The organism is Marinobacter sp. SS21 (assembly GCF_028369065.1).
In the GTDB taxonomy this organism is placed as follows: Bacteria; Pseudomonadota; Gammaproteobacteria; order Pseudomonadales; family Oleiphilaceae; genus Marinobacter.
In genome coordinates this window covers 1-25,858 of record NZ_JAQNDA010000003.1, presented here as the reverse complement: position 1 = coordinate 25,858, position 25,858 = coordinate 1, and the positions used below count along the sequence as shown (strand labels likewise).

The window sequence follows — 25,858 nt, the reverse complement described above, 5'->3', positions numbered from 1 at the left end:
AGTTTCTTCTTCGTTGCCCTCAAGTCGATTGCCTCACTGCTGAAGCGTTTCCAATGTGAAACCCAGTCGCTTGAATTAAACCGGCGTCATTACCAGGCGAGCCCGTCGCCGCATTTATTCCAGTGTGTATTTCGGAACATACTCTCAAACAGCATGCGTTCGTTTTGCGTGGTGGCGATATCAGACACCTCAAAGCCGACAGCCTGTCCCGGTTGGGCCTGGGCGAGTCGATAGCAATCCAGCGCGCATAGTGTGCCCAGTTTGGGATAGCCGCCAATCGTCTGCCGGTCTTTTAGCAGCACGATCGGGTCACCGTCGCCCGGAACCTGTACCGAGCCCAGAGCGATGCCTTCAGAGACAATGCCCGGAGGCGGATCCTGTAGCGCGGCACCTTCAAGCTTGAACCCCATGCGGTCCGACTGGGTGCTGACACGGTACTCCGAAGACAGGAACCGGGCCCGGTCAGTCTGGCTGAATTGGCTGTACTGGTACCCGGGAATCAGCCGCAGTTTTAGCGGGGCGCCGTAGATGGGTCGGTCTGCCACCGGCATCCGCGCGGGTTTCGCCGGTGATGTGTCGAATCCGGTCAGGGTATCGCCACGGGCGAGGGGCCGGAGTTCATCGAACTGCTCCCTTACGACAACCGTCGCGCTGCCAAACAAGGTAGGGGCCTGCAGGCCGCCGCGAATGGCGAGATAACAGTAACGGCCGCTGGCGGCCGACGTCATGGAGAGCCGGTCGCCAGGTGTCAGCTGCAGTGTTTGCCACATTGCAACGGCGATGCCGTTGATCCTCGGGCGAGTATCGGCACCGGTCAGGGCGATGGAGACGTGGGCAAGGGCCTCGGCTTCGAATCCCCCCAGGGTGATTTCCAGGCAGGCGGCATTAAGGTCGTTGTCCAGCAGTTTATTTGCCCAGAGGAAGGCGTGACGGTCAGCCGCCCCCCCTTCGGCCAGACCGTGCTTTTGAAAGTGGCGTCGTCCGCTGTCCTGAACCGTGGTGCGCGGCCCTGGCGCAATCACTCGCAGCAATTTCACAGAGTTCCCCCCAGGTTCAGGTACTCGCTGCGGCTGACGGCATGGAAGCGTACGCCGTCGCCCACCTTAAGACGTGACAGCCCATCCACATCAAACATGGTGACCGGGCTGCGGCCAATAAGCTGCCAGCCGCCGGGGGAGGCTTTGGGGTAGATGGCGGTTTGCTGGTTGGCAATCCCCACGCTGCCGGCCGGCACCTGCTTGCGGGGGGACTGGCGCCGGGGGGTTGCGATCGCCTCAGCCACTGAGCCAAGAAAGCCAAAGCCCGGCAGGAACCCTATGGCAAAGACCTGATAGGTGACAGCGGTGTGGTACTGGATTACCTTGGCAACCGAAAGGCTCTTGTTGTACGCCAGGTTCTGCAAATCCGGTCCGCTTTCGGGCGCGTAGTAAACGGGGATCTCATGGACCGTGCCTGATCGGGCCGGGGCAACGGTTCCGGCCTCTGTACTACTGTGCAGCAGCGGGACCAGCGCCTGTCGGGCCCGTCGGAAATCAATCATTGAGGGGTCGTAGCTGACCAGGACCGTGGTGTAAGAGGGCACCACGTCGGTGACCCAGGCGCTATGCTGCGATTCTATGGCGATGCAGAGCGCCGCGATTCGGGCGGTTAAGTCGGGGTCGATGGATTCCCCCAGCCGAATCAGGATGCTGTCGTCAGACACGCAGGAGATCATTGGCTGCGTTCAGCAAAGGCCTGGCGAATCGCGCGCACCGCTTCCAGGGCGGCTGCGTTGTCTCCGTGGACGCATAGGCTCTCTGCCGGTAGCTCAAGCCATTGGCCGGATATGCTGCGTAGCCCGCCCTGGTTGGCAAACGACAGCGCCTGTTGGACGATGACCTCGGGCGCGTGATGCACGGCGCCTGGCTGGCTGCGAGGCACCAACTGGCCGGCATCGTCGTAGGCGCGGTCGGCGAAGGCTTCGAGGATTAACGGAAGCCCAACCCGTTCGGCCAGGGCGCGGTGTTCCCGGTACTTGGAGGTCGCTGGAATCATCAGCGCCAGGTCTGAACGGTAGCAAATGACCGCCTGCATAACCGTTTCAAGCAGGGCGGGATCTTTCATCATGTCGTTATTGAGGGCACCGTGAGGTTTCACGTAGCTGAGCTCAACGCCCTCCGCCCGACAGATGCCCTCCAGGGCCCCTAACTGGTAAAGCATCAATGCGGTGACTTCGTCTGGCGAATGGGCGATTGAGCGGCGGCCAAAGCCCACCAGGTCCTGGTAGGAAGGGTGCGCGCCGATCTGTACCCCGTTCTTTGCCGCCAGGGATACGGCGTTGCGCATGGTCACTGGATCGCCGGCGTGAAAGCCGCAGGCAATATTGGCCATGTCGATCAGCGGCATCACCTGATCGTCTTGGCCCATGGTCCAGGCGCCGTAACTTTCGCCCAGGTCGCAGTTGAGTTTCATGCTTGTCGATTCCTGTTGCCGAGTAGGGGCTCCTGCCCCAAACACGGTACTCCGGCTTCTTTGGTATGACGCGGTTTTGGGTGCAGGGTTTCCACTCGCCGTGGCCCTCTCTAGCGGGGGGCGCCCAAAGCGGTAGCCCGTAGTCGGCTTTGCTGCGACGCTTCGGGCGCGTCAGTGGACAGTTCCCAGCCCTGCAGATTTCTCTCGATCAGTTGAACCAATGCGTCGATGTGAGCAGGCGAGCTGTTCAATGCGGGAATGTAACTAAACGCCTTGCCCCCGGCCCCCAGGAAAAAGCCCCGGTTTTCCTCGTCAATTTCTTCGATGGTTTCCAGGCAATCGGCCGAGAAACCCGGACAGAACACATCGACACTCTGCGTGCCATTGGTCGCCAGCTGTTTTAGCGTTTCATCGGTGTAGGGCTGTAACCAGGCTTCCCGACCAAAGCGGGACTGAAAGGTCGTCTGATACTGATCCTCGGCGAGCCCCAGCCTATCTGCCAGCAAGCGGGAAGTTTGGTGGCATTCGCAGTAGTAGGGGTCACCTCGATGCAGATACTTCTGTGGAATCCCGTGGTATGACAGGATCAGCTTCTGATGACGTCCTTGTTGCTGCCAATGTTGCTCAATGTGGGTGGCCATGGCTTCAATGTAAGGCGGAAAATCCGGGTAATGACTGACAAAGCGGATATCCGGCAGCCAACGCCGTCGGGTGTAATCGGCGGCAATGGCGTCAAAGGTAGAGGCGGAGGTGGAGGCGGAATACTGCGGATACAGAGGCAATATCAGCAACTGCCGCACACCCTGCTCCTGGAAGGTGTCCAGGGCGCTGGCAATGGATGGGTTGCCGTAGCGCATGGCGAACTGCACCACCACTTTATCTCCGTAACGTTTGCTCAGGGTGGCCTGGATCGCGCTGCATTGGTTGCGGGTGTGGATAAGCAGGGGCGAGCCCTCTTGGGTCCACACTTTTTGATAGGCCTTGGCGGACCGTGGAGGGCGTATTCTCAGGATGACGCCGTGCAACACCAGCCACCAAAGCAGCCTGGGCACTTCGACCACCCGCGGATCGGCCAGGAATTCCGAGAGGTAACGTCGGAGTGCGGAGGTTGTTGGGGCGTCGGGGGTGCCCAGGTTGGTGATCAACACCCCGAATTTGTCCGGCTGGCCATGAGCAAATTGCTCAGCACCTTTGTATTGCATGTGTGATGGTGTCCTTGCAGGCCCGGGTGGGTAGTGGCGGTCAGCTCTGTTCGGTTTGTTGCAGCAGGCGGGGTTTGAGCCCACTGAGGTCGTAGCCAGCGGCCCTGGCCTTGATGATCAGCGCATCTGCGGGTGTATCTTTTGCATTGCTCATCGCCCAGAGCGCGCAGCAACGGGTTCCTGAGCGGCAAAACGCCAGGATGGGCTTTTCGGCGTTCGCCACCAGTGCGCCAAACTGTTCCACATCGCGGTCGAAAATGTTGCCAGACTCCACCGGCTGATAAATCCACTGCAACCCGTGTTCCTTCGCGGCGGCTTCAATTTCCGACATCAAGGGCTGGCCAAACTCCTCCTGGTCGGGGCGGTTGGCAATCACGGTGCGGTAGCCCAATGCCGCGATTTCGCGAATGTCGTCGGGCTGAATTTGCGGTGATACCGCAATGGTTTCATCAATCTTTCTGATATCCATACGTCACCCATGGGTTAAATCGTTATGATGACACAGCTGTCGGTCCTTTGTCAGACTGCGGGCGCCACATCGGGCATGGAAATCCGTGAAAAAAAACGGGACGAGCGGGCAAAAAAAGCCCGGCGCTGATGGCCGGGCAGAGGCGTGCGAGTAGTATCCATGAAAGACTTCCAGACAAACCGGCATCAGCAGGGACACCGGTATAGGGAAGTATTGACGATAATGTGAACAGTTCAAGGCGGAACGCCGATACTTTGAGTACATTTTGGTATATGAAGGTTGTACTTATAGCGTTCAGAAGCGACCCCGATTTTTTGACTCCCCGTACCGCATAATGGAACTGAATTTATGGCGGCGGTGTAATACAATAGCTTATCGTGTTGAGGCCTCAGGGGAGTTCTGGATTGGAACAGAGACCACCCAGACGCATGGAATGCGATCGCCTCTATTTGAGACTCCCAAACAGACAAAGCCAGAGGTTTTAGAATGTCTGACGAACAGCAGACCCCGCCCGAAAACGATCCCCAGTTGGCGAATAAAATCAAAGATTCAGCCCGGCAAATCTGGCTCGCCGGGTTAGGGGCATATACCAAGGCGGAAGAAGATGCTGGCCGATTTTTTGAGCGTCTTGTCCACGAAGGTGAGCAGCTAGAAAGCAAGACTCGCGACGTTGTCGAGAAACACGTCAAGCAGGTTGAGGATCGAGTGGAAGACGTTCGTGAGCGGGCCACGGGCACCTGGGACAAACTGGAGAATCTTTTTGATCAGCGGGTTTCCGGAGCGCTGCGCCGACTGGGTATCCACCGCCGGGAAGAGATAGAAGAAATGGAGCGGCGTATAGCCGTGCTGGAGGCGGAAATCCGCCGCCTGCGAGGCGAATCGCCTGAAGACAATTAATGATATTGGCCGGTGACGGGTGCGTCAGGCTCCACGGTAAGCCTGACTCACGGTATTCCTGGCTACACGTGCTCTTGGCTGTCGGTACTCTTGGCTGTCGGTACTCTTGGCTGTCGGTACTCTTGGCTATCGGTACTCTTGCCTAAAGGTACTCTTGACTTAGCAGATACACCTCGTCCTTTTCCGTCTCTTTGAGGTAGGGAAGTATGAGGTGCATCATCTGGTAGACCCCCCGCCCCGGATCGATGGCTTCACGATCTTCCAAATGCGAAAGACTGTCGAAACTAACCCAATAACAAATGGTTATCGTTAGTTGTTCGCACAGGGCTTCAAGTTCCTGTAGAGAGAAGTCCGCAATTCCCTGATGGCTCAAACTGGTGCAAATGGTGCGGAAGGCCGAGCGTTTTTTTGCGAGGATTCTGCGAAACCTGGACTGTAGACTCTCGTATCGCGACAGCACATTCACCAGATCCTGATAGAGGAAGCGGTAGCGGGACACCGCTTCAAACATCAGATGCAGAAATATGGAAATCTGATCCAGTGAGATCGCCGCATCCTGCGGCACCGCGAGCAGGTCCCGCATCTCCGTTTCGTACTGGTCGAACAGCTCGGTGACGATGTCGCCTTTGCTCTTGAAGTGGTAATACAGATTACCCGGACTGATATCCAGCTCGTCGGAGATCAGCAGAGTGGTCACGTTAGGTTCGCCAACGGTGTTAAATAGCGACAGGCTGGTGATCAGGATGCGGTCTCGGGTTTTAATTTTTTTCGTCATAAGGCGACCTGCACTGCATTCCCCGCGCTTAGAAATCGAACCGTGTCCACACCGGACAGTGATCAGAGGGCTTTTCCATGCCCCGAATGTCGTACGAGACACCGGCTTCGGATGCGCGCTCCAACAGTCCGTCGCTGGCCATGATCAGGTCGATTCTGAGCCCACGTTTGGGCTCACGTTCAAAGCCCCGGCTACGGTAATCGAACCAGCTGAAAGTGTTCGATTCGTCCGGGTGTAGGTGGCGGAACACATCGGTCAGGCCCCGGGCCTCCACCTGAGCCAGCCATTCCCGCTCCTCGGGCAGGAAGCTGGTCTTGCCTTCTCTCAGCCAGCGTTTGGCATTGGCTTCGCCGATACCAATGTCCTTGTCGGTGGGCGAGATGTTCACGTCGCCCATCACGACAATGTGATGGTCGTTATTTTTTAGGTCATCCAGATACGTCAACAGGTCGGCGTAGAACTTTCGCTTGGCCGGGAACTTGGTCTCGTGACTGCGGTTCTCGCCTTGGGGGAAGTAGCCATTGATCACCGTCAGTTTCTGGCCGTTCACGGTAAATTCTCCGGCAATGAAACGCCGTTGGGCATCTTCCGGGTCCCAGGGATAGCCTTTTTGAATGCGGTCGGGGCTCTGCCGGGACAATAATGCGACTCCGTAGTGCGTTTTCTGGCCGTGAAAGTGTACCTGATAGCCCATGCCCTCAATGTCCGCCAGCGGGAAATCTGCATCCGTCACCTTGGTTTCCTGCAGACCGATAATATCTGGCTGGTAGGTGTCGATCACTGCCTGCAGCTGGTGTAAACGGGTCCGGATACTGTTGACGTTAAACGAAACGAACATCATGGGGCGATTGCTCAATTGGCTCATGGGCTTATGGGACTGGTGGAGTCTATCATAGAATTGAGCTGGGCTTACGGGCGAACAACTTAGGGAATGAGGCGGCAATCCGGCTGCTGGAGGACGTCGTAGTGGATGTCGGCGTTATAGTGAACCTGCTCATCCTGACGGATGTTCGTGAGACCATTAAAACGGGTCAAAAAACCCCTGGGGTTATAGGACAGCTCGATAGGTGCTACCAGCATCCGGGTGAGCAGGCCAGTGGGGCGAATCACGACATTCAGCCCGCCCTGGGCCAAGTCCGTTGCCAGAGGCTTGAGCTGGAACTGGTAGCTGCGCGCCCGCGTCGGCGCGAGAAAACGGAACTCTACGACTGTACCACGCTGCAGCTGGCGCCAGGACTGGCGAACCAGATGGTCAAAGCCAGCGTCAAAGACCAGATCTGAGGGCGGATCAACGCTGAAGCTCCGTTCCTTAGTCTCGCCCCGGCGCCAAACTATTCTGACCGTTTCATCCTCCTGGTAGCGTATCCATAGCGTTTCCTGCCAATCAGATTGGTGAAAATCCACTTCGGGGCGCAATAGCGAGTTGCCGTAGCTTAGGGTCTTGCGGGCAAAGGGCAGTTCGTGGTCGGGTTTCAGATACAACACTTCATGTTCCTGCGGAAGCCATTGGCCCTGCATGCATTCGCCCCGCAACGCATGAAACTCGGAGTAGAGCAGATCGCCGTTGTCACCATAAGCCCGGCCAACGAAGCGCTGCTGCGCGTCCATGGCGTACAGTTTGGGGCAGGCAAGTAAAGCCAAAGCCATCGCCGGCAACAGACCGAACAGGGTAGGCAGGCGCTGCCAGAACAACAGGGCTCGTAGCTTGATCATCGCACCAAACTCGGGAAATAACGTTTACGAAGACTGAGCAAAGAAGGCAGCAGGAGCATCCAGCCGACCGCCAACAACCCGGTGGCAAGCATCTGATCCCCAATGTCGACGGCTCCCAAGCCGGAAGCGGCCCAGTAGGCGGCTGGACCAGCAATGGGGGCGAGCAGATAGGGCAACACCCGGTGTCCACCAAGCCAGGCCAGGGAATGGCTCAGGGTGGTCATGAACAACCCCCACAGTGCCACCAGCCAAAGGGGGGCAAGACTGCTCGCCGGTGTGGTGCTCAGTACACCGGTAGCGAGCCATAGGCTGTCGAGCACAGTGCCGGCTAACGTACCCACCAGAATGAACAGGGCTTCGGTAGCCGGTACGGCGCTGACCCAGCGCAGGTGTACCAGTATCAGTGCTAGGGCTGCGCAGGCTGCCAACAGGTTGGTGAACAGCACGCAGATCAGCCAGCCAGCCTGAAAGGCAGCAAAATTGAACACACTTTCGAGCGCGTTGCGGTTAGCCATAACAGCTTGCTGCCAGGCCGCGGTGGCGGGGTTTACTCAACTGAAGCTGAGAAACGCCAATCGCCCTCTCGGCGAAACCGGCCTCACAGTAGGCGAAGTAGAACTGCCATAGCCGTTGAAAGGTCTGATCGTAGCCCAGCCTTTCAAATTGTTGCTGCTTGCTCATAAACCGATCTTGCCAATCCTTCAGCGTACGGGCGTAGTGAAAGCCCAGGTCTTCAACGTGGGTCAGTACCAGATCGCTACGAAGTCTGACCGACTCAAGAATGGCTCCGAACGAGGGGATGAAACTGCCGGGGAAGATGTAACGCTGGATGAAGTCTACGTTTCGGATTGCCCGAAGGTAACGGTGTTCCGGAAGGTTAATGGCCTGGATCAAAGCCTGGCCATCAGGCTTGAGTAGCCGGCTGAGCTGGGCGATGTAGCTGTCCAGGAACTCGGGGCCCACCGCCTCGATCATTTCGATGGACACCAGCTTGTCGAACTGGCCGGATAGGTCTCGATAATCGTTAGCCAGCAGGGTGATCCGTGCTTCCAGACCTTCCGACTTGACCCGCTGGCGCGCCAACGCCAGTTGCGCGCTGGAGATGGTGGTGGTGGTGACGTGGCAACCGTAATGCTTGGCCGCGTGAATGGCGAAACCGCCCCAGCCGGTTCCGATTTCCACCACCCGGTCACCAGGGCCAAGCTCAAGTTTACGGCAGATCACGTCAAGCTTGTGGCTGGCAGCCTGATTCAACGTCGCCTCCGGTGAGGGGTAGATGGCGGAGGAATACATCATGGAGGGGTCCAGGAATGCCTCGAACAACTCATTTCCGAGATCGTAGTGGGCGGCGATGTTCTTGCGGGCACCCTCCTTGCTGTTGCGGTTGAGGCGATGCAAAACTCGCAAGACAGGTTTCGATATCCAGCTGAAGCGATCCTCGAAGGCATTGAGTCGGTCAACGTTGCGGGCGAAGAAGCGCAGCAGGGCGACCAGATCGGGGCTGCCCCAGTCTCCGGCCACGTAGGCTTCGGCAGCGCCAATACTGCCTCCGGTGACCAGATCGCGCCAGGTGCTGGCCTCCCGGATGTGCAACTCCGCCACCGGGTAGCGGGGGTCGCCGTCTCCCAACCGAGTGGTGCCCTGTCCGGCTTCGGTAATCACCAGGCTACCCTCGCACAGGGAACGCAACTGGTTGAGCACCAGCGTTCGCGCGATCGAAGTCAACCTGGATTCGGTGATGTTCGCGGTGGTTATTTTTACATTCTCCATGATCTGACTCTTCCGGATTGCGATGACGGGGGAGTGGAATCCGCCAACAGGGTGCCCTGATCGAACTCGCCCTGGTGATCCTGTGGCGAGGTGTCCGGCAGTGTTCGCGGATGGGGGTGGAATGGCGCGCCTTTCAGCTTCAGACGCAAGGCCTGCCAGTAGATACCGGCAACAACCTTGGCACACTCCACTGGAAAGCGGCGCAGTGATCGGAGGAAAATCGGACGGCACAGGGGGGTTCTGCGAACCTCCAGGGTTGCATCGAACACCTTGTGGCCATCACGGATATTCATATGGATACGCAACTCCGGGCCCCGGAAGCTGAATACCCAATGGTACTCCTGCGCCATGGGATTAAAGGGCGATACGTGAAATCGTTTGCAAAACTGGAATTGCACGGTACGCCAGCCAGTGGGGCCGGCTTCCGGTGTCGCGCATTCCAGGCAATACAGATGCCGTTCCTGCCAGGGAGTGTTGGTGATGTGCGCCAGGATGACTCGGGGTACGGCGCCAGTGCGGGGTTCAGCATCTGATGGGTAGCAGAAATAGAAACTCACCGGGTTGAACAGATGCCCCAAGTAACGGGGGTGGGTAATGAGCTGGATGGGGCCCGTGGGCCGCCAGCCGGTTTGTGCACTCACCCAGTCAGCGATTTCCATGTACAGCGGCCGCTGACCTGGCTTGAAATAGTCGTTGCGGTACAGCGACACCCAATTGAATCGTTCCAGCGACAACCAGAGACTGAGCTGGGGTAAGCGATGCCACTCCGAGACATCGAGCGCGAGCATGCCGGTTCCATAGGAGAAGCGGTGGGCGACCGGCTCAAGCCGGCGATGTCGGATGGTGCCTTCCAGCCAGTCGCTCGCCCACGGAGCCGTCATGCTCATAGCCGTCATGCTCATAGCCGTCATGCTCATAGTGACACCCCAAACGCGCGGGCAACCCTGAGGGCGCTGTTGACGCCGTCCTCGTGAAAGCCATTGAACCAGTAGGCGCCACAATAGTGGGTTCGATTGCGGTCACCGATGTCCTGGTATCGCTGTTGGGCTGCAACTGCGTCGCGGGAAAACACCGGATGAGCGTAGCGATACTCCTCAATGATTCGGTCTGGATCAACGTCCCGGGTTCGGTTCAGGGTAACGCAGAATGTTTCCGGCGCATCATGGAAGTTCTGCAGTATGTTCATGTTGTAGGTCACCGACACCGGCTCAGTCACGTGCTCGGGTACGTAGTAGTTCCACGCGGCCCAGGCGCGTCGATTGGCTGGCAGCAAGCTGCTGTCCGTGTGCAACACCACCTGGTTGTCCTGATACGGAATGGCGGACAGCACTGACTGCTCCGCGGGGCTTGGATCGTTCAGCAGGTGTAGGGCCTGATCGCTGTGGCAGCCAAACACCACCTGATCAAAGCGGTGCTCCGCCCCGTTCGCGGCGATGACGACGCCGTCGTGCTCGCGTCGCACCCCCTGAACCGGGCAATTGAGCCGGGTGAGCGGGCCCAGTCGTTCCATCATACGGTTCACATACTGGGCGGAACCACCCGAGACGACCCGCCAGATAGGCCGTTGATCGACGGATAACATGCCGTGGTTGTTGAAGAACCGGAGGAAGAAGCGGACCGGAAACTGCTCCAGCGCGAGCTCTGGCGCAGACCAGATGGCTGATCCCATGGGTACGATGTAATAGTCCCGGAAGTAGCGGGAAAAGCCGTGCCGCTTGAGATAGCTGCCCAGGGATTCGTCATCGTTAATCAGGTTGGCGTCAAGCTCCCGCTGGGTCAGGCGATTGAATCGCAGGATATCCAAAATCATCCGCAGGAAAGGCGGGCTCAGCAGGTTGCGACGTTGGGCAAACAGCGTATTAACACGGGTTCCGTTGTATTGCAGCCCGTTCCTGGGGCTGTCGACACTGAAACTCATGTCGCTGATCTCCGAGGGCACACCGAGGCGCTCCAGCAACTTGATGAAATTGGGGTAGGTCCAGTCGTTGAAGACGATGAAGCCGGTATTGACCGGCCAGGTCCGCCCGTTAAGTTTCACCAGCCGTGTGTTGGTGTGGCCACCGGCATAGCCAGCCGCCTCAAACACGGTGACATCGTGATGCTCCGCTAATAGCCAGGCGCTGGTGAGCCCTGCGACGCCGGCGCCAATAACCGCGATTCGCTGGCGATTCTGGTTCATGGGCGAAGTTCCTGGTGATCGGAAGCCGTTCGGTTCAAACGGGCCGCGAGGCGATCGATCAGGGGTTGCGGCAGGGCGCTCAATATCTTGAGCAGCCAGGTGAAACGGCGTGGAAAGTGGATATCCCGTCGCCCGACCCTCAGTCCCGCCAGGATTTTTTGGGCGGCTTGCTCCGCGGTGATCAGAAACGGCATGGGAAAATCGTTGCGGTCGGTGAGCGGGGTTTTTACAAATCCTGGCGATACCACTGTCACCTCAATGCCTTCGGCGGCCAGATCTGCTCTCAGGGAATGGGCCAGATAAGTGAGTGCGGCTTTCGAAGCGCCGTAGCCCTCCGCCCTGGCGAAGGGGAACCAACTTGCCGAAGAACTGACGATCACCAAGGCAGCCGGCAGGCCTGTTCGTCTGACCTGTCGTAAGGTTGGCAATACAGCTTCGATGCAGTTGGCGGTGCCCAGTAGGTTGGTGTTGACGTTGTTTGCAATGACCTGGCTGCTGAATCGACTGGCGTCCAGATACTCACAGGTGCCCGCGTTAAGAATGGCCAGTTGCACCGGGCTGGGCTCGAGCAGGTCAGATGTCATGGCGATGGTGGCATCGCGATCGGTCATGTCCAGCGGTAAAACCCGAACCCGATCCGGTGCTGCGGTCGCCAGTCGCGCCAGGGGCTCACAGCGGCGTGCGGAGAGGCGAAGCCGGTGCCCGGATTGGATCAGCTGGTCGGCGAGTTCATAGCCGATGCCCGAGCCAGCCCCGGTTAACCAGATGTCGGTGGGGGTGTTCAGATACCGGGTCATCCTGCGTGCCTCCGAAGCCAGCGGACAACAGCGCCAAGCACCGGAATGTTCTCATAGACCAGCTGGCCGGCGTCGAAATAGTCCCGATGCCAGATGATGCGCCCGTCACAGTCGCGCAGATAACTGACCCCTTCCACCACAATGGGGTCGCCTCCGCGCAGGCGCTTGTGGCAGACCGTCATCAGCCAAGGCAGGTATGCGGCGTTGCCTGACAGCACCGGATCGCCGAACTGGAAGCGACATGAAAGGACATTGTGATAGGCCGCCTCAAGATAACGTGCCAATTCCGGGCGAGTTTGAATCGTGACAAAGGGGTCCTGGAACTTGACGTCAGGGTGGTACACGGCGTCCAACGGGCCTATGCGCTTGGCTTGTATGGTGTTGAACAGGTTCATGAATTCCTGCAGCAACGATAACTGTTGATTGGTGGTGGCGTCGTGGCCATTGAAACTGTGGACCGTCATGGCTGATACCTCCTGCCTTTATCAAGCGCCAGGGCTTCCTCCATGATGTGCTGTGGAACGGGCTTCAGCTCCCAAATAACCCCCAGTTTGCTGAGCAGCCACAGGCCATAGTAGGTCAGATCCACTTCATACCAGCGGAAACCCTGGCGAGCAGACAATGGCCAGCGGTGGTGGTTGTTGTGCCAGCCCTCACCCAGGGTAATCAGCGCCAGGAGCAGGTTATTGCGGCTGTTGTCGTCAGTGTTGAAGCGTCGGCGGCCCCAGACATGGGCGAGGGAATTGATGGATACGGTGGCATGGAACAGAACAACCGTGGAGATCATGAACCCCCACACCAGCAACTGCGGCCCATCAGTTTGCAGTGAGGGCGCGAGCACACAGAGGGTTTCGCCCAGCCCATAGATGGCAATGGCGGCGAGTACCGGAACCAGGCTATCGAAACGATTGAGAAACCGGAGTTCAGGGAACTTCAACCAGTCCCTTACCCTCTTTTCGTCGGTAACAAAACCGGCATCGCAGGTGAACCAACCCAAGTGGGCCCACCAGAAGCCGCCGTGGTGTGGAGAGTGGATGTCCGCCGACTGGTCGGAATGTTGATGGTGGTGTCGATGGTGCGCAGCCCACCATAAGGGCCCCCTTTGCCCTGCGGAGGCGGCGAGAACCGCAAACAGGAACTGCCACAGCCTGCTGGTCTTGAAGGTCTTGTGGGCAAAGTAGCGGTGGTAAAACCCGGTAATGGCGAACATCCGGATCAGGAAGAAGCCGCCGGAAAAGGCCAAGGCGAAGGGGCTGATTCCGACGTACAGCACTCCCAGGCAGGCTAGGTGAATGCCAATGAACGGCAAAACGCGAACCGGGTTGAATCGCCGAGAAGTGGAATCGAGGTGAGTCGTGTTGGCATCAGCGTCGAACCATCTGAGAACGTGATGAAGCCATTGGTGATGCTGGGTCATACCCGATGGGTCCTTTCAATCGCGGGTTGTCAGTTGTGGGGCCTGTGCGGGGCCGCCCGTTCGACCCTATTTACGTTTCACCCCTAAGGTTTGGATGCATCGAGAGAGGAAGACGCAAGCATTTGCTATGCAAGCAGTACGGCTATGAGCGGTGATTGGCTCTGGGAGAGGATTGGCGCCGACTCCGCCAACTCAGTCGTGTCGGAGCTTGGCGGGGCGCCGGTAGAAATGGGTGATGGTGCCGTCGGAAAATTTGCTGAAGAAGGCACTGACCTCGGTAATCTGTTTCAGGTGACGCCGGCGGTGAATGGGGTCCCGGACAAGGACCTTGATACCATTGAAGTTTTCCTGGATGTTAGAAAAGCGGGCGCGCATTGAGCAGGTTACAACATCCGCGCGATCCAACTGAAGCTCCGCGGCCAGGTATTGGCTGTGTCGGCTGATTTCTGCCTGGGACAGGTCCTCCCGAGTATCCAGATGGTCCAGTTTCACCCGGTCCACAATGCACCGGGAATAACTTTTCGGCTGTTTTCGGGCATAGCGTCGGAATGCCTCCCAGAAAAAGCTGTCGGTCAGCTCGGCAAAATGCCCCATGTCGCTGAGGCAGGTGTCGACCCAGTCAAAGGTTTCCGGTACATCCAGCACTTCGTTGATGGCTTCCCGCAGCAGCCAGTCGAATCCCAGCGCGGTCTTGTGGGCGTATACCTTGCGGTACATCTGGTGCCGGCTGTAGACGAAGTCTTCAAGAGCGCCCAAGCCTTTGTGGGTAATCGCCAAGCCCAGCCAGGGGGTGTGGACATCCCAGCCGAAACGGAGATTGCTGAGCAGGTGATCCAGGTTGAAACCGCCGATGGTCACCGAGGAATGGAAGCCATCCCGCAGCATATAGTCGGCGCGGTCAGCATCGATCTCACCGGAAACGATGGACGATAACAGGTTCATCACCAATCGCGGTGTACTTTGATTGCCCAGGGCACCACTCTGGGCATCCTCGCCGGCTATGAACGACCAGAAGGTACAGGCATGGCGACAAAAGGCCTCGCTGGGCCTGACCTCGGTGGTTTCCATTATGCCCAGCACGTCTTGGGCATGTAGGCCGGCGTCCTCAACGCCGATGGCCCCCAATACTTCGTGGGCAACACGCACCGAGTAGTGCTCATGCTCCAGCTCGGCTGGCGGCTGCGAATAGTAGCGACTGTAGTCGGCCTGTTGCCAGAGATCCTCAAAGCGCCGCGGGCGGGCCATCAGTTCATGGATTTTACGGGCCTGGGTGAACTGGTGAGAGAAGCTGGAGTGGCCGCTGTCGTGGAGCAGGCATCCCAGGCGGATCACCTTGGTGAGGTAATCGATGGCGTCGAGCTGGTTGAGACTGAGATCCACGTTTTCACTCAGTTGCCGCTCCCGCAGATAGGCGTCGATCATCGCCCGGAACATGCGACCGCCCACATGCATCACGCCGATGCTGTGCAGGAAGCGGGAATGAGTCGCCCCGGGGAAGACCAGGCTGAGAATGTCATTCTGGCAAATGTTACGCAGGCGCTGGAACAGGGGGTGATCAATAATACGTATTTCGTGGCGGTATAACGGGATGCCACCGTGTACCGGGTCCATGATCAGTTTGTCGAAAGCGCCCAGAAGATCGTTAACCGCGCTACGCATCGAGAAAACCCCCAAAAATCCGTTTTATTACCTTGTTATATCACAGGGCCGTGCCAGAATAGGCAAAAGAACCGCTAGGGAGCCTCTGAATAACTCCGGATCATCTCTGGCATTTGATTGCCCCGAAGGGCGCGCTCTGGCAGTCAGGCAGGCCGAAGCGCATATTAAAGCGAATCTAAAGAGATTTTCAGAGACATCCAGCAAGTCGAATGTCGTTTCACCGAAGCAGTTTAGGACGGCGGCTATGGCCTCGCGCACCGAGCGCATTTTGATTATAGATCCCGACGAACACGCTCGTTCGGAGTTGGATCGCTACCTGGAATCGAAGGGTTTTTACGTGCAAGGGTGCCCGGACCTTTCTGGGGCTAGGGACCTGTTCGATGACCAGGGTCCCGATGTCATCTTTGCCGATTTATCCCCAAGCGGAATTCGTGAGCTGAGTGCAAAGCTGGAGAACGCCGACGCGTTCATTCCCCTGATTGCATACAGCCGGGCGTCTGAGGCTGACCAGGTGATAGAGGCGCTCCGCGCCGGGGCAGAGGATTTTCTGCTCAAACCCCTCGCCGACAAGTTGATGGTGGACGATGTACTGGCCAAATTGTTTGACCGGGTTAGGGTGAACCGTCTTAACCAGTTGTACCGGCAGGAGCTGGAAGAGGCCAACAGCGACCTCAGGGCGGGCATTGCCGAATTGCGTGCCGATCAGCGGGCAGGCCGTAAGGTGCAGCTGAAGATGCTGCCCGAACATGGTCAGCAACTGGGTAACCTGGCGATTGACCACATGATCAAACCATCGCTCTACCTCAGCGGCGACTTCCTCGATTATTTTCGAATTTCCCGCGATCAAACGCTGGTTTACATTGCCGATGTGTCAGGGCATGGCGCCAGCTCCGCCTTCGTTACAGTGTTGCTGAAGAACCTCACCAACCGGTTGCAGCGTAATCTGCGACGGGGTTCTAGTGACGATATCCTCTATCCCGACCGTTTTCTGGAACGAATTAATTCTGAATTGTTGGATACCGGACTCGGAAAACATGTCACAGTATTTGTGGGTATCATCTCAGAGCAGGAGCAAACCCTGAAATACGCTGTGGGTGCTCATTTCCCAATGCCTATTCTGTCAGAGGTGAATGGCGAGACGATGTTTCTTGAGGGAAACGGATTGCCCGTGGGGCTGTTCGAAAGCCCTCATTGGGAAGTTTATGAAATGAAGTTGCAGGGGCCATTTCAGTTATTTCTGTTTTCAGATGGAATACTTGAAGTTATAAAGGCCAAAAGCTTGGCAAAAAAGGAAGCTCGACTACTTGAACTCGTGTCGGGAGGTCGTCACACTATCGCCTCGCTGAGCGATGCCCTGAATCTCGATGAGATCACAGAGCTACCTGACGACATCGCTATTGTATCAGTGACAGATACAGTATTAACCGCTTCCCCGCAGCAAGAGAACGCGCTTGCGGATAGCGTTGAGTCGAAATAGTGGCAGTGTTGATGATGGCTGGCTGTAAAATCCTACAAGCGGAAAAGCAGGGCATTTACGTCCTGAAGTTCATTGGGGAGATCCGGCTGAACCTATGTTCGACGCTGGACAATCTGGTGGAATCCATCACTCAGGATCCCGTCTTCAAGACGGTGGTGATTGATCTGACTGAAACCGAGATCATCGACAGCACCACCTTGGGCCTGCTTGCCAAAATCGCCATGGCAGCCCAGAAGCAGAGCCATTTTTTGCCCACCCTGATTTCGACCAACCCCGATATCACTCGAATTATCACTTCCATGGGGTTCGACAAGATTTTCATCATTGTCAGGGAACCCGCCTCCCGAATCGAAGAGCTTGAGGAGATTCCTGTGCTGCGTGCCAGTGAACACCAAGTTCGGGACAAGGTGCTGGATGCTCACCGTGTGCTCATGGGCATGAACAGCAAGAACCGGGAAGAGTTCAAAAACCTTGTGCGTGCTTTGGAATGCGAAGAACCCAATTAGCCGGGCAGGTTGTCGGAACGATTTATTCCATCCAATGCATTGCTCCTTACATATCGAAATTGACGCGTAAACGGACTATTTATGCCTGAAAACAAAGGGTCAGCTCCCATCGGTGCCAAACAGGCCACCAAGCACGTTGCGGTTCTGGGCGGTGGAAGCTTTGGCACTGCGATCACCAAGGTGCTGGCAGAAAACGGCCATACCGTACATTTCTGGATGCGCGATCAGGCGCAGGTCAAGGAAGTTGCCGAGCAACGAACCAACAGCCGCTACATGCCTGATGTGCAGCTGGCCGGCGACATTTCCGCCACCACGGATTTCGCCGCAGCGATTGCAAACGCAGAGGCGATATTCGTCGCCATTCCCTCCAAGGCGTTCCGCAGCGTCATCAAAGCGCACGCACACGAATTCCATGATGGCCAGATCGTTGTCAGCCTCACCAAAGGCATTGAGCGTGACGGCTTCAAGCTGATGAGCGAAATCCTTCAGGAGGAAATTCCGCGGACTCGGATCGGAGTGCTCAGCGGTCCCAACCTGGCCAGCGAAATTGTCAATCGGGATCTGACCGCTACCGTCATTGCGGCCAAGGACCCCGATGTTCGGCGTACTGTGCAGAATCTACTGGGCTGCGAGTATTTCCGGGTCTATGCCAATGTGGATGTCTATGGCGTTGAGCTTGCCGGGGCGCTGAAGAATATCTATGCCATTGTGGCAGGGCTTGCGGCCGCCCTTGACCTGGGGGAGAACGCCAAGTCCATGTTGATTACCCGAAGTCTGGCGGAAATGAGTCGGTTTGCGGTCAGCCTGGGGGCCAATCCGATGACCTTTATGGGGCTCGCGGGCGTGGGCGATCTGGTGGTGACCTGTACGTCGTCAAAAAGCCGTAACTACCGGGTTGGCTATGCGGTGGGCAAGGGCAAGCAACTGGATGAGGCGGCTGCAGAGTTGGGGCAGGTGGCTGAGGGCATCTACACGCTGCAGTTGGTTAAGGAAAAATCGGAAGAAGCGGGCATCTACATGCCATTGGTGCGCGGTCTGTATGAAATTCTGTACGGCGGCGCCTCCATCAAGGCGGTGATCAACGGACTGATGATGGCGGTGCAGAACTCAGACGTCGAGTTCATTCTGCCGCGCACTCTCACTCAGTGAACGTATAAGGGGTCGAGGGAGGGGCGGTCATGAATCTTGTCGTCATGCGTCACGGCGAAGCCGGCTGGCACACACTGGACCAGCAACGTGAACTCACCGAGGCCGGCCGAATGGCGACAGCGGTGGTTGCCCGAAGGCTGGCGGAGTCGCCCTGGCGGCCGGACATTATCTGGTCCAGTCCGCTGGTGCGGGCGCATCAGACCGCGACCATCGTCTCGGAGATACTCAATTGCCCAGTCATCGAGAAGCCTTACCTGACCCCGGATGACGATCCTGGCGAATGCCTGAACCGACTGATCGAAAATCCGATCGATGCCCTGATGATCGTTTCCCACATGCCGCTGGTGGGAGCCCTGGCCACGTTGCTGGTCGATGGTCACCGCCATGGCATACCCTTTATGACCAGCCAGGCAGTGATGCTTGACATGCCCATAGCGGGCCCCGGCTGCGCGGATTTGCGGGCGCAATTTCTGCCTTGACGCTGTGTCGTGTTACAAGCTGCCTGAAAACGACCTCGTAGCCTGAACAATCGTCCGGTCCTGCCTGGAGATCCCTGAATACCCATGAATGAATTCCCGATTTCATACATTGAACCGGTGTACCGCCCGCCCAGCGAGGCCAAGTCGCTGATCCTGCCTGTGACAAACGGCTGCTCCTGGAATAAATGCACCTTCTGCGAGATGTATACCCAGCCCCAGAAAAAATTCCGCGCCCGCAAGGACGAGGATATTCAACAGGACATTGCCCTGGCCAGGCAGGCGTTCGGCAGCGTCACACGGGTGTTCCTGGCTGACGGTGACGCCATGGTGCTGCCAACGCGTCGTCTGCTGGAGATACTGGCATCGCTTCGCGCTGCATTCCCGGAACTTCAGCGGGTTTCCAGCTACTGTCTACCTCGCAACCTGAACAAAAAATCGGTCGAGGAACTCGCAGCATTGAGGGACGCGGGTCTTCAGATTCTGTATGTCGGCATGGAATCCGGCGATGACGAAGTACTGCGACGGGTCAATAAAGGCGAGAGTTATGAATCGACCCGCTCCGCCCTGGACAAGATTCATCGAGCCGGCATCACCAGTTCGGTGATGGTACTTAATGGGCTGGGCGGGGAGGTTCTGTCCAGGCAGCACGCCATCAACACCGCCCGCTTATGTAACGAAACCCAGCCCCACTACCTGTCCACCCTGGTTGTCAGCTTTCCGCTGGGCGAAGCGCGCTTCCGGGAGGGTTTCGGCGATGACTTTTCACCCCTGAGTCAGCAAGGCTTGTTTGAGGAGATTCGTTATTTTCTGGCGCACCTTGAGCTGGATAACACCATTTTCCGCAGCGATCACGCCTCCAACTACCTCGTTTTGAAAGGGGTGCTTGGTCGGGATAGAGAGCGGATGCTGGAGCAGGTGGATTTTGCCATCCATAACCCAGGGGCAGCCCCGTTGCGTCCGGAATGGATGAGGGGGTTGTAACGGGATGCTGATCGAGGAGCGAGCGTAATGAAGGGCGATCCGAAGACCATTGAAGAACAACTCAGTACCGCCCCTTCCGGCGAAAAAGGCTTGCCGCCGATTCACCAGTGGCATCCCCCGTTGTCCGGCGACATCGATATTCGGGTTGCCCGCAACGGGCTCTGGATTTACCAGGGCGATCCGATGGAAAGGGAAGCGATTCCCCGACTGTTCTCCACCATTCTCAGGCGGGAGCAGGATGGCGACCATTATCTGGTCACGCCGGTGGAAAAGTGGCGAATCGTGGTGGACGATACGCCATTACTGGCCCACACGGTGGAGGTGACTGGCGACGGGCAAGACCAGCAGGTCTTTGTCATCACCAACATGGATGAGAGGGTGGCCATCGACGGAGATCACCCGCTTACCGTCGACCATTACCCCGATTCAAATGAGCCGAGACCGGTCATCACCATTCGTCACGGTCTGGAGGCGCGACTGGTTACGGCGGCCTACTACGACCTGGCCAATTACGTCGTAGAAATGGAGCAAGGAAGTGGCATTGCTTTGGGTATCTGGAGTCATGGTCAGTTTTTTCCCATGGCTTAGGGGTTGAAAATGCGGTCGGTGCCCCAAGGATTACGGTAGCGGATACAGTCGCGCCCTTGTTAGACTGTACGCGAAAACTTGTTACCGAGCCCGGCTCTATAACGAGGCTTGGTGGTCGTTAGTCCCTCTGTGCAGTCCGACTGTTCACGATCACTTTCGATTGCCCCAATTTAAATTAACAGTCATTGCTGCAGCAGGAGATTTCATGGCCCAACCTCGCGTTGTCACCATCCATTACACCCTCACCAACGACCAGGGCGAGCAGCTCGATTCTTCCCGCGGGGAAGGTCGTGAGCCGTTGTCTTACCTGGAAGGTGCCCAGAACATTATCGGCGGACTGGAAAGCGCCCTGACCGAGAAAGGTGCTGGCGATCAGCTGAAAGTCTCCGTAGCACCCGGTGAAGGTTATGGTGAGCTTAACGAAGAACTGATCCAGCCGGTTCCGCGTAGCGCCTTCGAAGGTGTTGACACCATCGAGCCTGGCATGCAATTTCAGGCCCAGACCCCAGGCGGCCCGCAGGTTGTTCGTGTCGTCGAAGTCAGTGACGAGACCGTCACCATTGACGCTAACCACCCGCTGGCCGGCCAGACCCTTCACTTTGATGTGGAAGTGATTGAGACCCGCGAAGCGACTGAGGAAGAGCAGGAGCACGGTCACGTGCACTAAGCCTTCCCAGGTACGGTTGGAAAACGGCTCCCAGTGAGTCGTTTTTTTATGGCTGTGGATTGTACCGGAACAAAAAAACGGCCCCGAGAGGCCGTTTGCAAACCGGAATCCGAACTTACATGTTCGGGTAGTTGGGGCCGCCGCCGCCTTCCGGAGTAACCCAGGTGATGTTCTGGGCTGGATCCTTGATGTCACAGGTCTTGCAGTGTACGCAGTTCTGCGCGTTGATTTGGAAGCGCTTGCCACTGCCGTCATCGGCATCCACCACTTCGTACACACCAGCTGGGCAATAGCGCTGCGCAGGCTCGTCGTACTTGGGCAGGTTGTCCTTCAACGGAATCTCCGCGTCGGTCAGTTTCAGGTGAACCGGCTGGTCTTCCTCGTGATTGGTGTTGGAGATAAACACCGAAGAAAGACGGTCGAACGTCAGTGTGTTGTCCGGTTTCGGGTAGCTGATCTTCTTCGACTCGGACGCCGGCTTTAAAGTGGCGTAGTCCGGAATGGTGTCGTGGAAGGTGAACGGCAGGCTTCGGCGCAGGATATTCTGCTCGAAGAAGGCAACAGCGCCACCCAGTACGTTGCCAAACTTGTGCATGGCCGGACCGAAGTTACGCTCGTCGTACAGCTCTTTGTAGAGCCAGCTGTCCTTGAAGCGATCCGCGAAGCTGGTGATTTCTTCGCCGGTTTTTCCGTCCTTCAGAGCGGCGAAGACCGCTTCTGCACCCAGCAGACCAGACTTCATGGCGGTGTGGGAGCCTTTGATCTTGGAGAAGTTCAGGGTGCCGGCGTCGCAACCCAGCAGCAAGCCGCCAGGGAAACTCATCTTCGGGAGGGAGTTAAAGCCGCCTTTGGTGATGGCGCGGGCGCCATAGGCTACACGCTTACCGCCCTCCAGATACTTCTTGATTTCCGGATGGTGCTTGAGGCGCTGCATTTCCTCAAACGGGCTCAGGTGCGGATTGCTGTAGGACAAGTCGGTGATCAGGCCGACGTAGACCTGGCCGTTTTCCAGGTGATAGAGGAACGAACCGCCGGTGGAGCCGGACTCGTTCAGGGGCCAGCCAGTGGTGTGGACAACCAGGCCGGGCTCGTGCTTGGCCGGATCGATGTCCCACAGCTCCTTGATGCCGATGCCGTAGTGTTGCGGATCCTTGCCTTCGTCCAGCTTGTAGTCCTTGATCAGCTGCTTGCCCAGGTGGCCGCGGCAGCCCTCGGTGAATAGAGTGTACTTGGCGCGCAGTTCCATTCCCGGCATATAGCCATCTTTGTGGCTGCCATCACGGGCAACACCCATATCGCCAGTAATGATGCCTTTAACCTGGCCATCTTCGATGATGGTTTCTGCCGCGGCAAAGCCGGGATAAACCTCAACACCCATGGCCTCCGCCTGTTCGGCCAGCCAGCGGCACAGGTTGCCCAAACTGATGATGTAGTTGCCGTGGTTGTGCATGTTCTTGGGCACAAAGGCGTTGGGGATCTTGGTGGCGGCTTCCTGATTCTTCAGCAGGAAAATGTCGTCCCGGGTGACCGGGGTGTTCAGGGGAGCGCCTTTCTCTTTCCAGTCCGGAAAGAGCTCATTGAGAGCGGTTGGTTCGAACACGGTACCCGCCAGGATGTGCGCGCCGATTTCAGAACCTTTCTCGACAACACAGACGGTCAGTTCTTCGCCGGCTTCTTGCGCCAACTGCATTACCCGGCATGCTGCGGACAGGCCAGCTGGGCCACCGCCGACGATCAGAACATCAAATTCCATCGATTCGCGTTCCACGTTGGTCTCCTCAAACTTCACTGTGGATATAAGGACTTCGACGCTCAGGGCTCAACTGACCGGCGTTTAACATGAAGCCGGTAACAAAGAGCGCTCATAGAATAGCGGCGAGGAAAATCCCGTCTCTCTTTATGGTTTTGCAAACCTGCTAAGGATGCTTAGGGGGCGAATAATACCGGACAACGCGCTATTAAACGACTCCCGAAGGGCAGATTCAATGACCTTCTGGCCCTCTAGGATATAACAAACCGAATTTCAAACAAACGTTTGTTTGAATTTTGCCCGTTCATTTGGCATTGTTACCCCGCACACTGCTAAATGCAGTCCCCGGCACTGTCTTCCGGGGAGGCCGGGTCCGACAAAGGCGTCTGTACCGGTTGATAGGGGAAGGGTAGGCGATTGAGTGCATCCTGAGGCGATTTTTAGTATCGTCTCATTGCTCGGCGTCGTCAATCTATCCTTATTGACCATCTCAACGGCGACCATCGGTCGCCCGGGACTATTGACCCGTCCGTGCTTTGCCTTCAGTATTATGGCGCCCTGACAGTTAGGGAGCCTCTGAATTACTCCTGTTGGCCTGGTTGGACAAGCTCCGGAAGTTGCATTCTATGTGGTGTTAACGAACCGCATGCAGCCCTGGCGCCCAGGCCTGTCAGGCGTTATTCAGAGGCTCCCTGGTCCTGCGCTAATAAGCTGTTTGAACGATCGATCCATCCTTCGGGTGTATCGATACGACAGGAATCGAGAATACTCCGCCTGTGTACTACGAAAGTAGGTCTTCCGAGAGTATTTCTGATTGCGAGTCATTAAACCCATCGTAGAAGAACGAGGAATCTATGAAGGTTCTGGTCGCTGTAAAACGAGTAATCGACTACAACGTAAAGGTGCGCGTCAAGCCGGACAACACCGGCGTTGATCTCGCCAACGTCAAAATGGCGATGAACCCTTTCTGTGAAATCGCTGTTGAAGAAGCGGTTCGTCTGAAAGAGAAGGGCGTCGCCAGCGAAATCGTCGTGGTATCCATCGGTCCCAAGGCCTCTCAGGAGCAAATCCGTACCGCTCTGGCTCTGGGTGCAGATCGTGGTATCCACATCGAAACCGATGAAGAGGTTCAGTCTCTCGAAGCGGCCAAGCTGCTTAAGGCTGTTGTTGAAAAAGAAGAGCCAAAGCTGGTTATCCTTGGTAAGCAGTCCATCGATTCCGACAACAACCAGACTGGTCAGATGCTGGCAGCACTGACTGGCATGGGGCAGGGCACCTTCGCTTCTGAAGTTGTGGTTGACGGTGAAAAAGTCAACGTTACCCGTGAGGTTGATGGCGGTCTGGTTACCGTTGCCCTGAACCTGCCGGCTGTTGTCACCACCGACCTTCGTTTGAACGAGCCGCGTTACGCTTCCCTGCCGAACATCATGAAGGCCAAGAAGAAGCCGCTCGAAGCGATCAGCCCTGCTGACCTGGGTGTTGATATCGCACCGCGCCTGTCCACTCTGAAAGTAGAAGCACCGGCTGCACGTCAGGCGGGCATCAAGGTGGCAGACGTTGCGGAGCTGGTTGATAAACTGAAGAACGAAGCGAAGGTGATCTAAATGAGCATCCTTGTAATTGCTGAACACGACAACAGCAGTCTGAAACAGGCTACTCAGAGCGTTGTTACCGCGGCCAAGGCCATCGGTGGCGATGTAGACGTACTGGTTGCCGGTGAAGGTTGTGGCGCTGTAGCTGACGCTGCCGCCAAAATCGAAGGCGTTAACAAGGTCTTGGTAGCTGACAACGCCGCTTATGGTCACTTCCTGGCTGAGAACCTGTCTGAGCTGGTTGTTGAAGTAGCCAAGGGCTACAGCCATGTGCTGGCAGCTGCCGGTACGACTGGTAAAGACTTCCTGCCGCGCGTTGCCGCTCTGCTGGACGTTGCCCAGATCTCCGACATCATTCGTGTCGAGTCTGAAGACACCTTCGTACGCCCGATCTACGCTGGTAACGCCATTGCTACTGTTAAGAGTAGCGACGCCATCAAGGTTGTGACAGTACGTCCGACTGCCTTTGACGCTGCGCCTGCTGAAGGTGGCTCTGCCGCCGTTGAAGCTCTGGACACCGTAAAGGATGCCGGCCTGTCTTCCTTCGTGGGTGAAGAGAAAGCCGTATCCGATCGTCCGGATCTCGGTAGCGCTTCCATCGTGATCTCCGGTGGTCGCGGTATGCAGAACGGCGAAAACTTCCAGATGCTGGAAAAAGTAGCTGACATCCTGGGTGCTGCCGTTGGTGCTTCCCGTGCAGCGGTTGACGCTGGCTTCGTACCGAACGACATGCAGGTTGGTCAGACCGGTAAGATCGTTGCTCCTCAGCTGTACATCGCTGTGGGTATCTCCGGTGCCATTCAGCACCTGGCGGGAATGTCCGACTCCAAGGTGATCGTTGCGATCAACAAGGACGAAGAAGCCCCGATCTTCCAGGTGGCCGACTACGGCCTGGTTGCGGATCTGTTCGAAGCAGTACCGCAGCTGGAAGAAGAACTGAAGAAAGTCGTTTAAGACGTATCTTCAGAACTGAAAAGGGCGCCAATTGAGGCTGTGTGAAAACAGTCTCCGAAGCTGGCAAAATAACCGCGACATGGTTCGCGGTTATTTTTATGAGGCACAAGGAAGGCACACCTCGCAGTCAGACGCTTCTGCTCCCTCCGAGCGTTGAAGATTACATTCCCCAGGACCACCCGGTTCGCGTCATCGACGCCTTTGTCGATTCCTTACCCCTATCTGAGCTGGGGTTCAAGAAAGCCGAGACAGCTCAAACTGGTCGGCGTCCTTATCACCCAGGTGATTTGCTGAAGCTGTATATCTACGCCTACCTGAACCAGACCAGCAGTACCCGCCGCCTGGAGAAGGAATGCCATCGCAACCTGGAAGTGTTGTGGTTGATG

28 protein-coding genes are annotated in these 25,858 nt (G+C 57.1%); 11 read left to right on the top strand and 17 right to left on the bottom strand.

The window, feature by feature from the left end; all coding sequences use genetic code 11:
* Positions 1 to 89 precede the first annotated feature (89 nt).
* From N6L25_RS04590 to N6L25_RS04570, 5 genes are all read right to left on the bottom strand, one after another.
* Positions 90 to 1,037 carry a biotin-dependent carboxyltransferase family protein gene (locus tag N6L25_RS04590; protein WP_271978373.1) on the bottom strand — a complete coding sequence of 316 codons (948 nt, stop codon included), beginning with the start codon at positions 1,035 to 1,037 and terminating at the stop codon, positions 90 to 92.
* Positions 1,034 to 1,702 (bottom strand): 5-oxoprolinase subunit PxpB, encoded by a 669-nt coding sequence (pxpB, locus tag N6L25_RS04585; RefSeq protein WP_334312381.1) that lies wholly within the window; start codon positions 1,700 to 1,702, stop codon positions 1,034 to 1,036. The genes N6L25_RS04590 and pxpB overlap by 4 nt, the downstream gene beginning before the upstream one ends.
* Positions 1,703 to 1,710: 8 nt before the next feature.
* Entirely contained in the window at positions 1,711 to 2,451 is a 741-nt protein-coding gene (locus N6L25_RS04580) for a 5-oxoprolinase subunit PxpA (protein WP_271978369.1), read from the bottom strand.
* 110 nt (positions 2,452 to 2,561) lie between these two features.
* Entirely contained in the window at positions 2,562 to 3,653 is a 1,092-nt protein-coding gene (gene hemH / locus N6L25_RS04575; protein WP_271978367.1) for a ferrochelatase, read from the bottom strand.
* Between the two features lie 40 nt (positions 3,654 to 3,693).
* Complete coding sequence (locus N6L25_RS04570; protein WP_271978365.1) at positions 3,694 to 4,122, bottom strand: TIGR01244 family sulfur transferase; 429 nt, start codon at positions 4,120 to 4,122, stop codon at positions 3,694 to 3,696.
* A gap of 486 nt (positions 4,123 to 4,608) precedes the next feature.
* Here N6L25_RS04570 and N6L25_RS04565 point away from each other — a divergent pair, with 486 nt between their 5' ends.
* The gene (locus tag N6L25_RS04565) at positions 4,609 to 5,019 is read left to right on the top strand and encodes a phasin family protein (protein WP_271978363.1); all 411 of its coding nucleotides are present in this window, start codon (positions 4,609 to 4,611) and stop codon (positions 5,017 to 5,019) included.
* 142 nt (positions 5,020 to 5,161) lie between these two features.
* Here the strand turns inward: N6L25_RS04565 and N6L25_RS04560 are convergent, their stop codons facing one another.
* From N6L25_RS04560 to N6L25_RS04510, 11 genes are all read right to left on the bottom strand, one after another.
* Positions 5,162 to 5,794, bottom strand: coding sequence for a TetR/AcrR family transcriptional regulator (locus N6L25_RS04560; RefSeq protein ID WP_271978361.1), 633 nt, complete (start codon positions 5,792 to 5,794; stop codon positions 5,162 to 5,164).
* A 28-nt stretch (positions 5,795 to 5,822) separates the two neighbouring features.
* Positions 5,823 to 6,635, bottom strand: a complete 813-nt coding sequence (gene xthA, locus N6L25_RS04555; protein ID WP_271978359.1) for an exodeoxyribonuclease III — start codon at positions 6,633 to 6,635, stop codon at positions 5,823 to 5,825.
* Positions 6,636 to 6,718: 83 nt separating this feature from the next.
* Positions 6,719 to 7,507 (bottom strand): hypothetical protein, encoded by a 789-nt coding sequence (locus tag N6L25_RS04550; protein ID WP_271978358.1) that lies wholly within the window; start codon positions 7,505 to 7,507, stop codon positions 6,719 to 6,721.
* Complete coding sequence (locus N6L25_RS04545) at positions 7,504 to 8,022, bottom strand: DUF2878 domain-containing protein (RefSeq protein WP_271978356.1); 519 nt, start codon at positions 8,020 to 8,022, stop codon at positions 7,504 to 7,506. The genes N6L25_RS04550 and N6L25_RS04545 overlap by 4 nt, the downstream gene beginning before the upstream one ends.
* Positions 8,015 to 9,277, bottom strand: coding sequence for an SAM-dependent methyltransferase (locus N6L25_RS04540; RefSeq protein WP_271978354.1), 1,263 nt, complete (start codon positions 9,275 to 9,277; stop codon positions 8,015 to 8,017). Before N6L25_RS04540 ends, N6L25_RS04545 begins: the two co-directional genes overlap by 8 nt.
* A complete protein-coding gene (locus tag N6L25_RS04535) occupies positions 9,265 to 10,194 on the bottom strand; it encodes a DUF1365 domain-containing protein (RefSeq protein WP_271978352.1) in 930 nt (309 codons plus the stop codon). Before N6L25_RS04535 ends, N6L25_RS04540 begins: the two co-directional genes overlap by 13 nt.
* Positions 10,191 to 11,456, bottom strand: a complete 1,266-nt coding sequence (locus tag N6L25_RS04530; RefSeq protein WP_271978350.1) for an NAD(P)/FAD-dependent oxidoreductase — start codon at positions 11,454 to 11,456, stop codon at positions 10,191 to 10,193. Before N6L25_RS04530 ends, N6L25_RS04535 begins: the two co-directional genes overlap by 4 nt.
* Complete coding sequence (locus N6L25_RS04525; protein WP_271978348.1) at positions 11,453 to 12,253, bottom strand: SDR family NAD(P)-dependent oxidoreductase; 801 nt, start codon at positions 12,251 to 12,253, stop codon at positions 11,453 to 11,455. The genes N6L25_RS04530 and N6L25_RS04525 overlap by 4 nt, the downstream gene beginning before the upstream one ends.
* Positions 12,250 to 12,717, bottom strand: coding sequence for a nuclear transport factor 2 family protein (locus N6L25_RS04520; protein ID WP_271978346.1), 468 nt, complete (start codon positions 12,715 to 12,717; stop codon positions 12,250 to 12,252). The genes N6L25_RS04525 and N6L25_RS04520 overlap by 4 nt, the downstream gene beginning before the upstream one ends.
* The gene (locus N6L25_RS04515) at positions 12,714 to 13,670 is read right to left on the bottom strand and encodes an acyl-CoA desaturase (protein ID WP_271978345.1); all 957 of its coding nucleotides are present in this window, start codon (positions 13,668 to 13,670) and stop codon (positions 12,714 to 12,716) included. Before N6L25_RS04515 ends, N6L25_RS04520 begins: the two co-directional genes overlap by 4 nt.
* Before the next feature lie 192 nt (positions 13,671 to 13,862).
* Complete coding sequence (locus N6L25_RS04510) at positions 13,863 to 15,329, bottom strand: HD domain-containing protein (RefSeq protein ID WP_271978343.1); 1,467 nt, start codon at positions 15,327 to 15,329, stop codon at positions 13,863 to 13,865.
* A gap of 244 nt (positions 15,330 to 15,573) precedes the next feature.
* Between N6L25_RS04510 and N6L25_RS04505 the strand changes: the two genes are divergently transcribed.
* The 7 genes from N6L25_RS04505 to N6L25_RS04475 all read left to right on the top strand — a co-directional run bounded on the left by N6L25_RS04505 (position 15,574) and on the right by N6L25_RS04475 (position 21,176).
* The gene (locus N6L25_RS04505) at positions 15,574 to 16,806 is read left to right on the top strand and encodes a PP2C family protein-serine/threonine phosphatase (RefSeq protein WP_271978341.1); all 1,233 of its coding nucleotides are present in this window, start codon (positions 15,574 to 15,576) and stop codon (positions 16,804 to 16,806) included.
* A 14-nt stretch (positions 16,807 to 16,820) separates the two neighbouring features.
* A complete protein-coding gene (locus tag N6L25_RS04500; protein WP_271978940.1) occupies positions 16,821 to 17,312 on the top strand; it encodes an STAS domain-containing protein in 492 nt (163 codons plus the stop codon).
* 81 nt (positions 17,313 to 17,393) lie between these two features.
* Positions 17,394 to 18,461 (top strand): NAD(P)H-dependent glycerol-3-phosphate dehydrogenase, encoded by a 1,068-nt coding sequence (locus N6L25_RS04495; protein WP_271978339.1) that lies wholly within the window; start codon positions 17,394 to 17,396, stop codon positions 18,459 to 18,461.
* Between the two features lie 29 nt (positions 18,462 to 18,490).
* The gene (gene sixA, locus N6L25_RS04490; RefSeq protein ID WP_271978337.1) at positions 18,491 to 18,940 is read left to right on the top strand and encodes a phosphohistidine phosphatase SixA; all 450 of its coding nucleotides are present in this window, start codon (positions 18,491 to 18,493) and stop codon (positions 18,938 to 18,940) included.
* 84 nt (positions 18,941 to 19,024) lie between these two features.
* A complete protein-coding gene (locus N6L25_RS04485) occupies positions 19,025 to 19,921 on the top strand; it encodes a radical SAM protein (RefSeq protein WP_271978335.1) in 897 nt (298 codons plus the stop codon).
* Between the two features lie 27 nt (positions 19,922 to 19,948).
* A complete protein-coding gene (locus tag N6L25_RS04480; RefSeq protein ID WP_271978333.1) occupies positions 19,949 to 20,509 on the top strand; it encodes a DUF1285 domain-containing protein in 561 nt (186 codons plus the stop codon).
* Between the two features lie 205 nt (positions 20,510 to 20,714).
* On the top strand, positions 20,715 to 21,176 hold the full coding sequence (locus N6L25_RS04475; protein WP_271978331.1) for an FKBP-type peptidyl-prolyl cis-trans isomerase: 462 nt from the start codon (positions 20,715 to 20,717) through the stop codon (positions 21,174 to 21,176).
* A 115-nt stretch (positions 21,177 to 21,291) separates the two neighbouring features.
* On the opposite strand, the gene N6L25_RS04470 is transcribed toward N6L25_RS04475, so the two are convergent.
* Complete coding sequence (locus N6L25_RS04470) at positions 21,292 to 22,944, bottom strand: electron transfer flavoprotein-ubiquinone oxidoreductase (RefSeq protein ID WP_271978329.1); 1,653 nt, start codon at positions 22,942 to 22,944, stop codon at positions 21,292 to 21,294.
* An 836-nt stretch (positions 22,945 to 23,780) separates the two neighbouring features.
* On the opposite strand from N6L25_RS04470, the gene N6L25_RS04465 reads away from it, so the two are divergent.
* From N6L25_RS04465 to N6L25_RS04455, 3 genes are all read left to right on the top strand, one after another.
* Positions 23,781 to 24,530: an electron transfer flavoprotein subunit beta/FixA family protein gene (locus N6L25_RS04465; protein ID WP_271978327.1), complete on the top strand. Its 750-nt coding sequence runs from the start codon at positions 23,781 to 23,783 to the stop codon at positions 24,528 to 24,530.
* Positions 24,531 to 25,472 carry an electron transfer flavoprotein subunit alpha/FixB family protein gene (locus N6L25_RS04460; protein ID WP_271978325.1) on the top strand — a complete coding sequence of 314 codons (942 nt, stop codon included), beginning with the start codon at positions 24,531 to 24,533 and terminating at the stop codon, positions 25,470 to 25,472. It abuts the gene before it with no gap.
* Between the two features lie 98 nt (positions 25,473 to 25,570).
* On the top strand, positions 25,571 to 25,858 hold a 288-nt coding region (locus tag N6L25_RS04455; RefSeq protein ID WP_271977400.1), incomplete at its 3' end, for a transposase.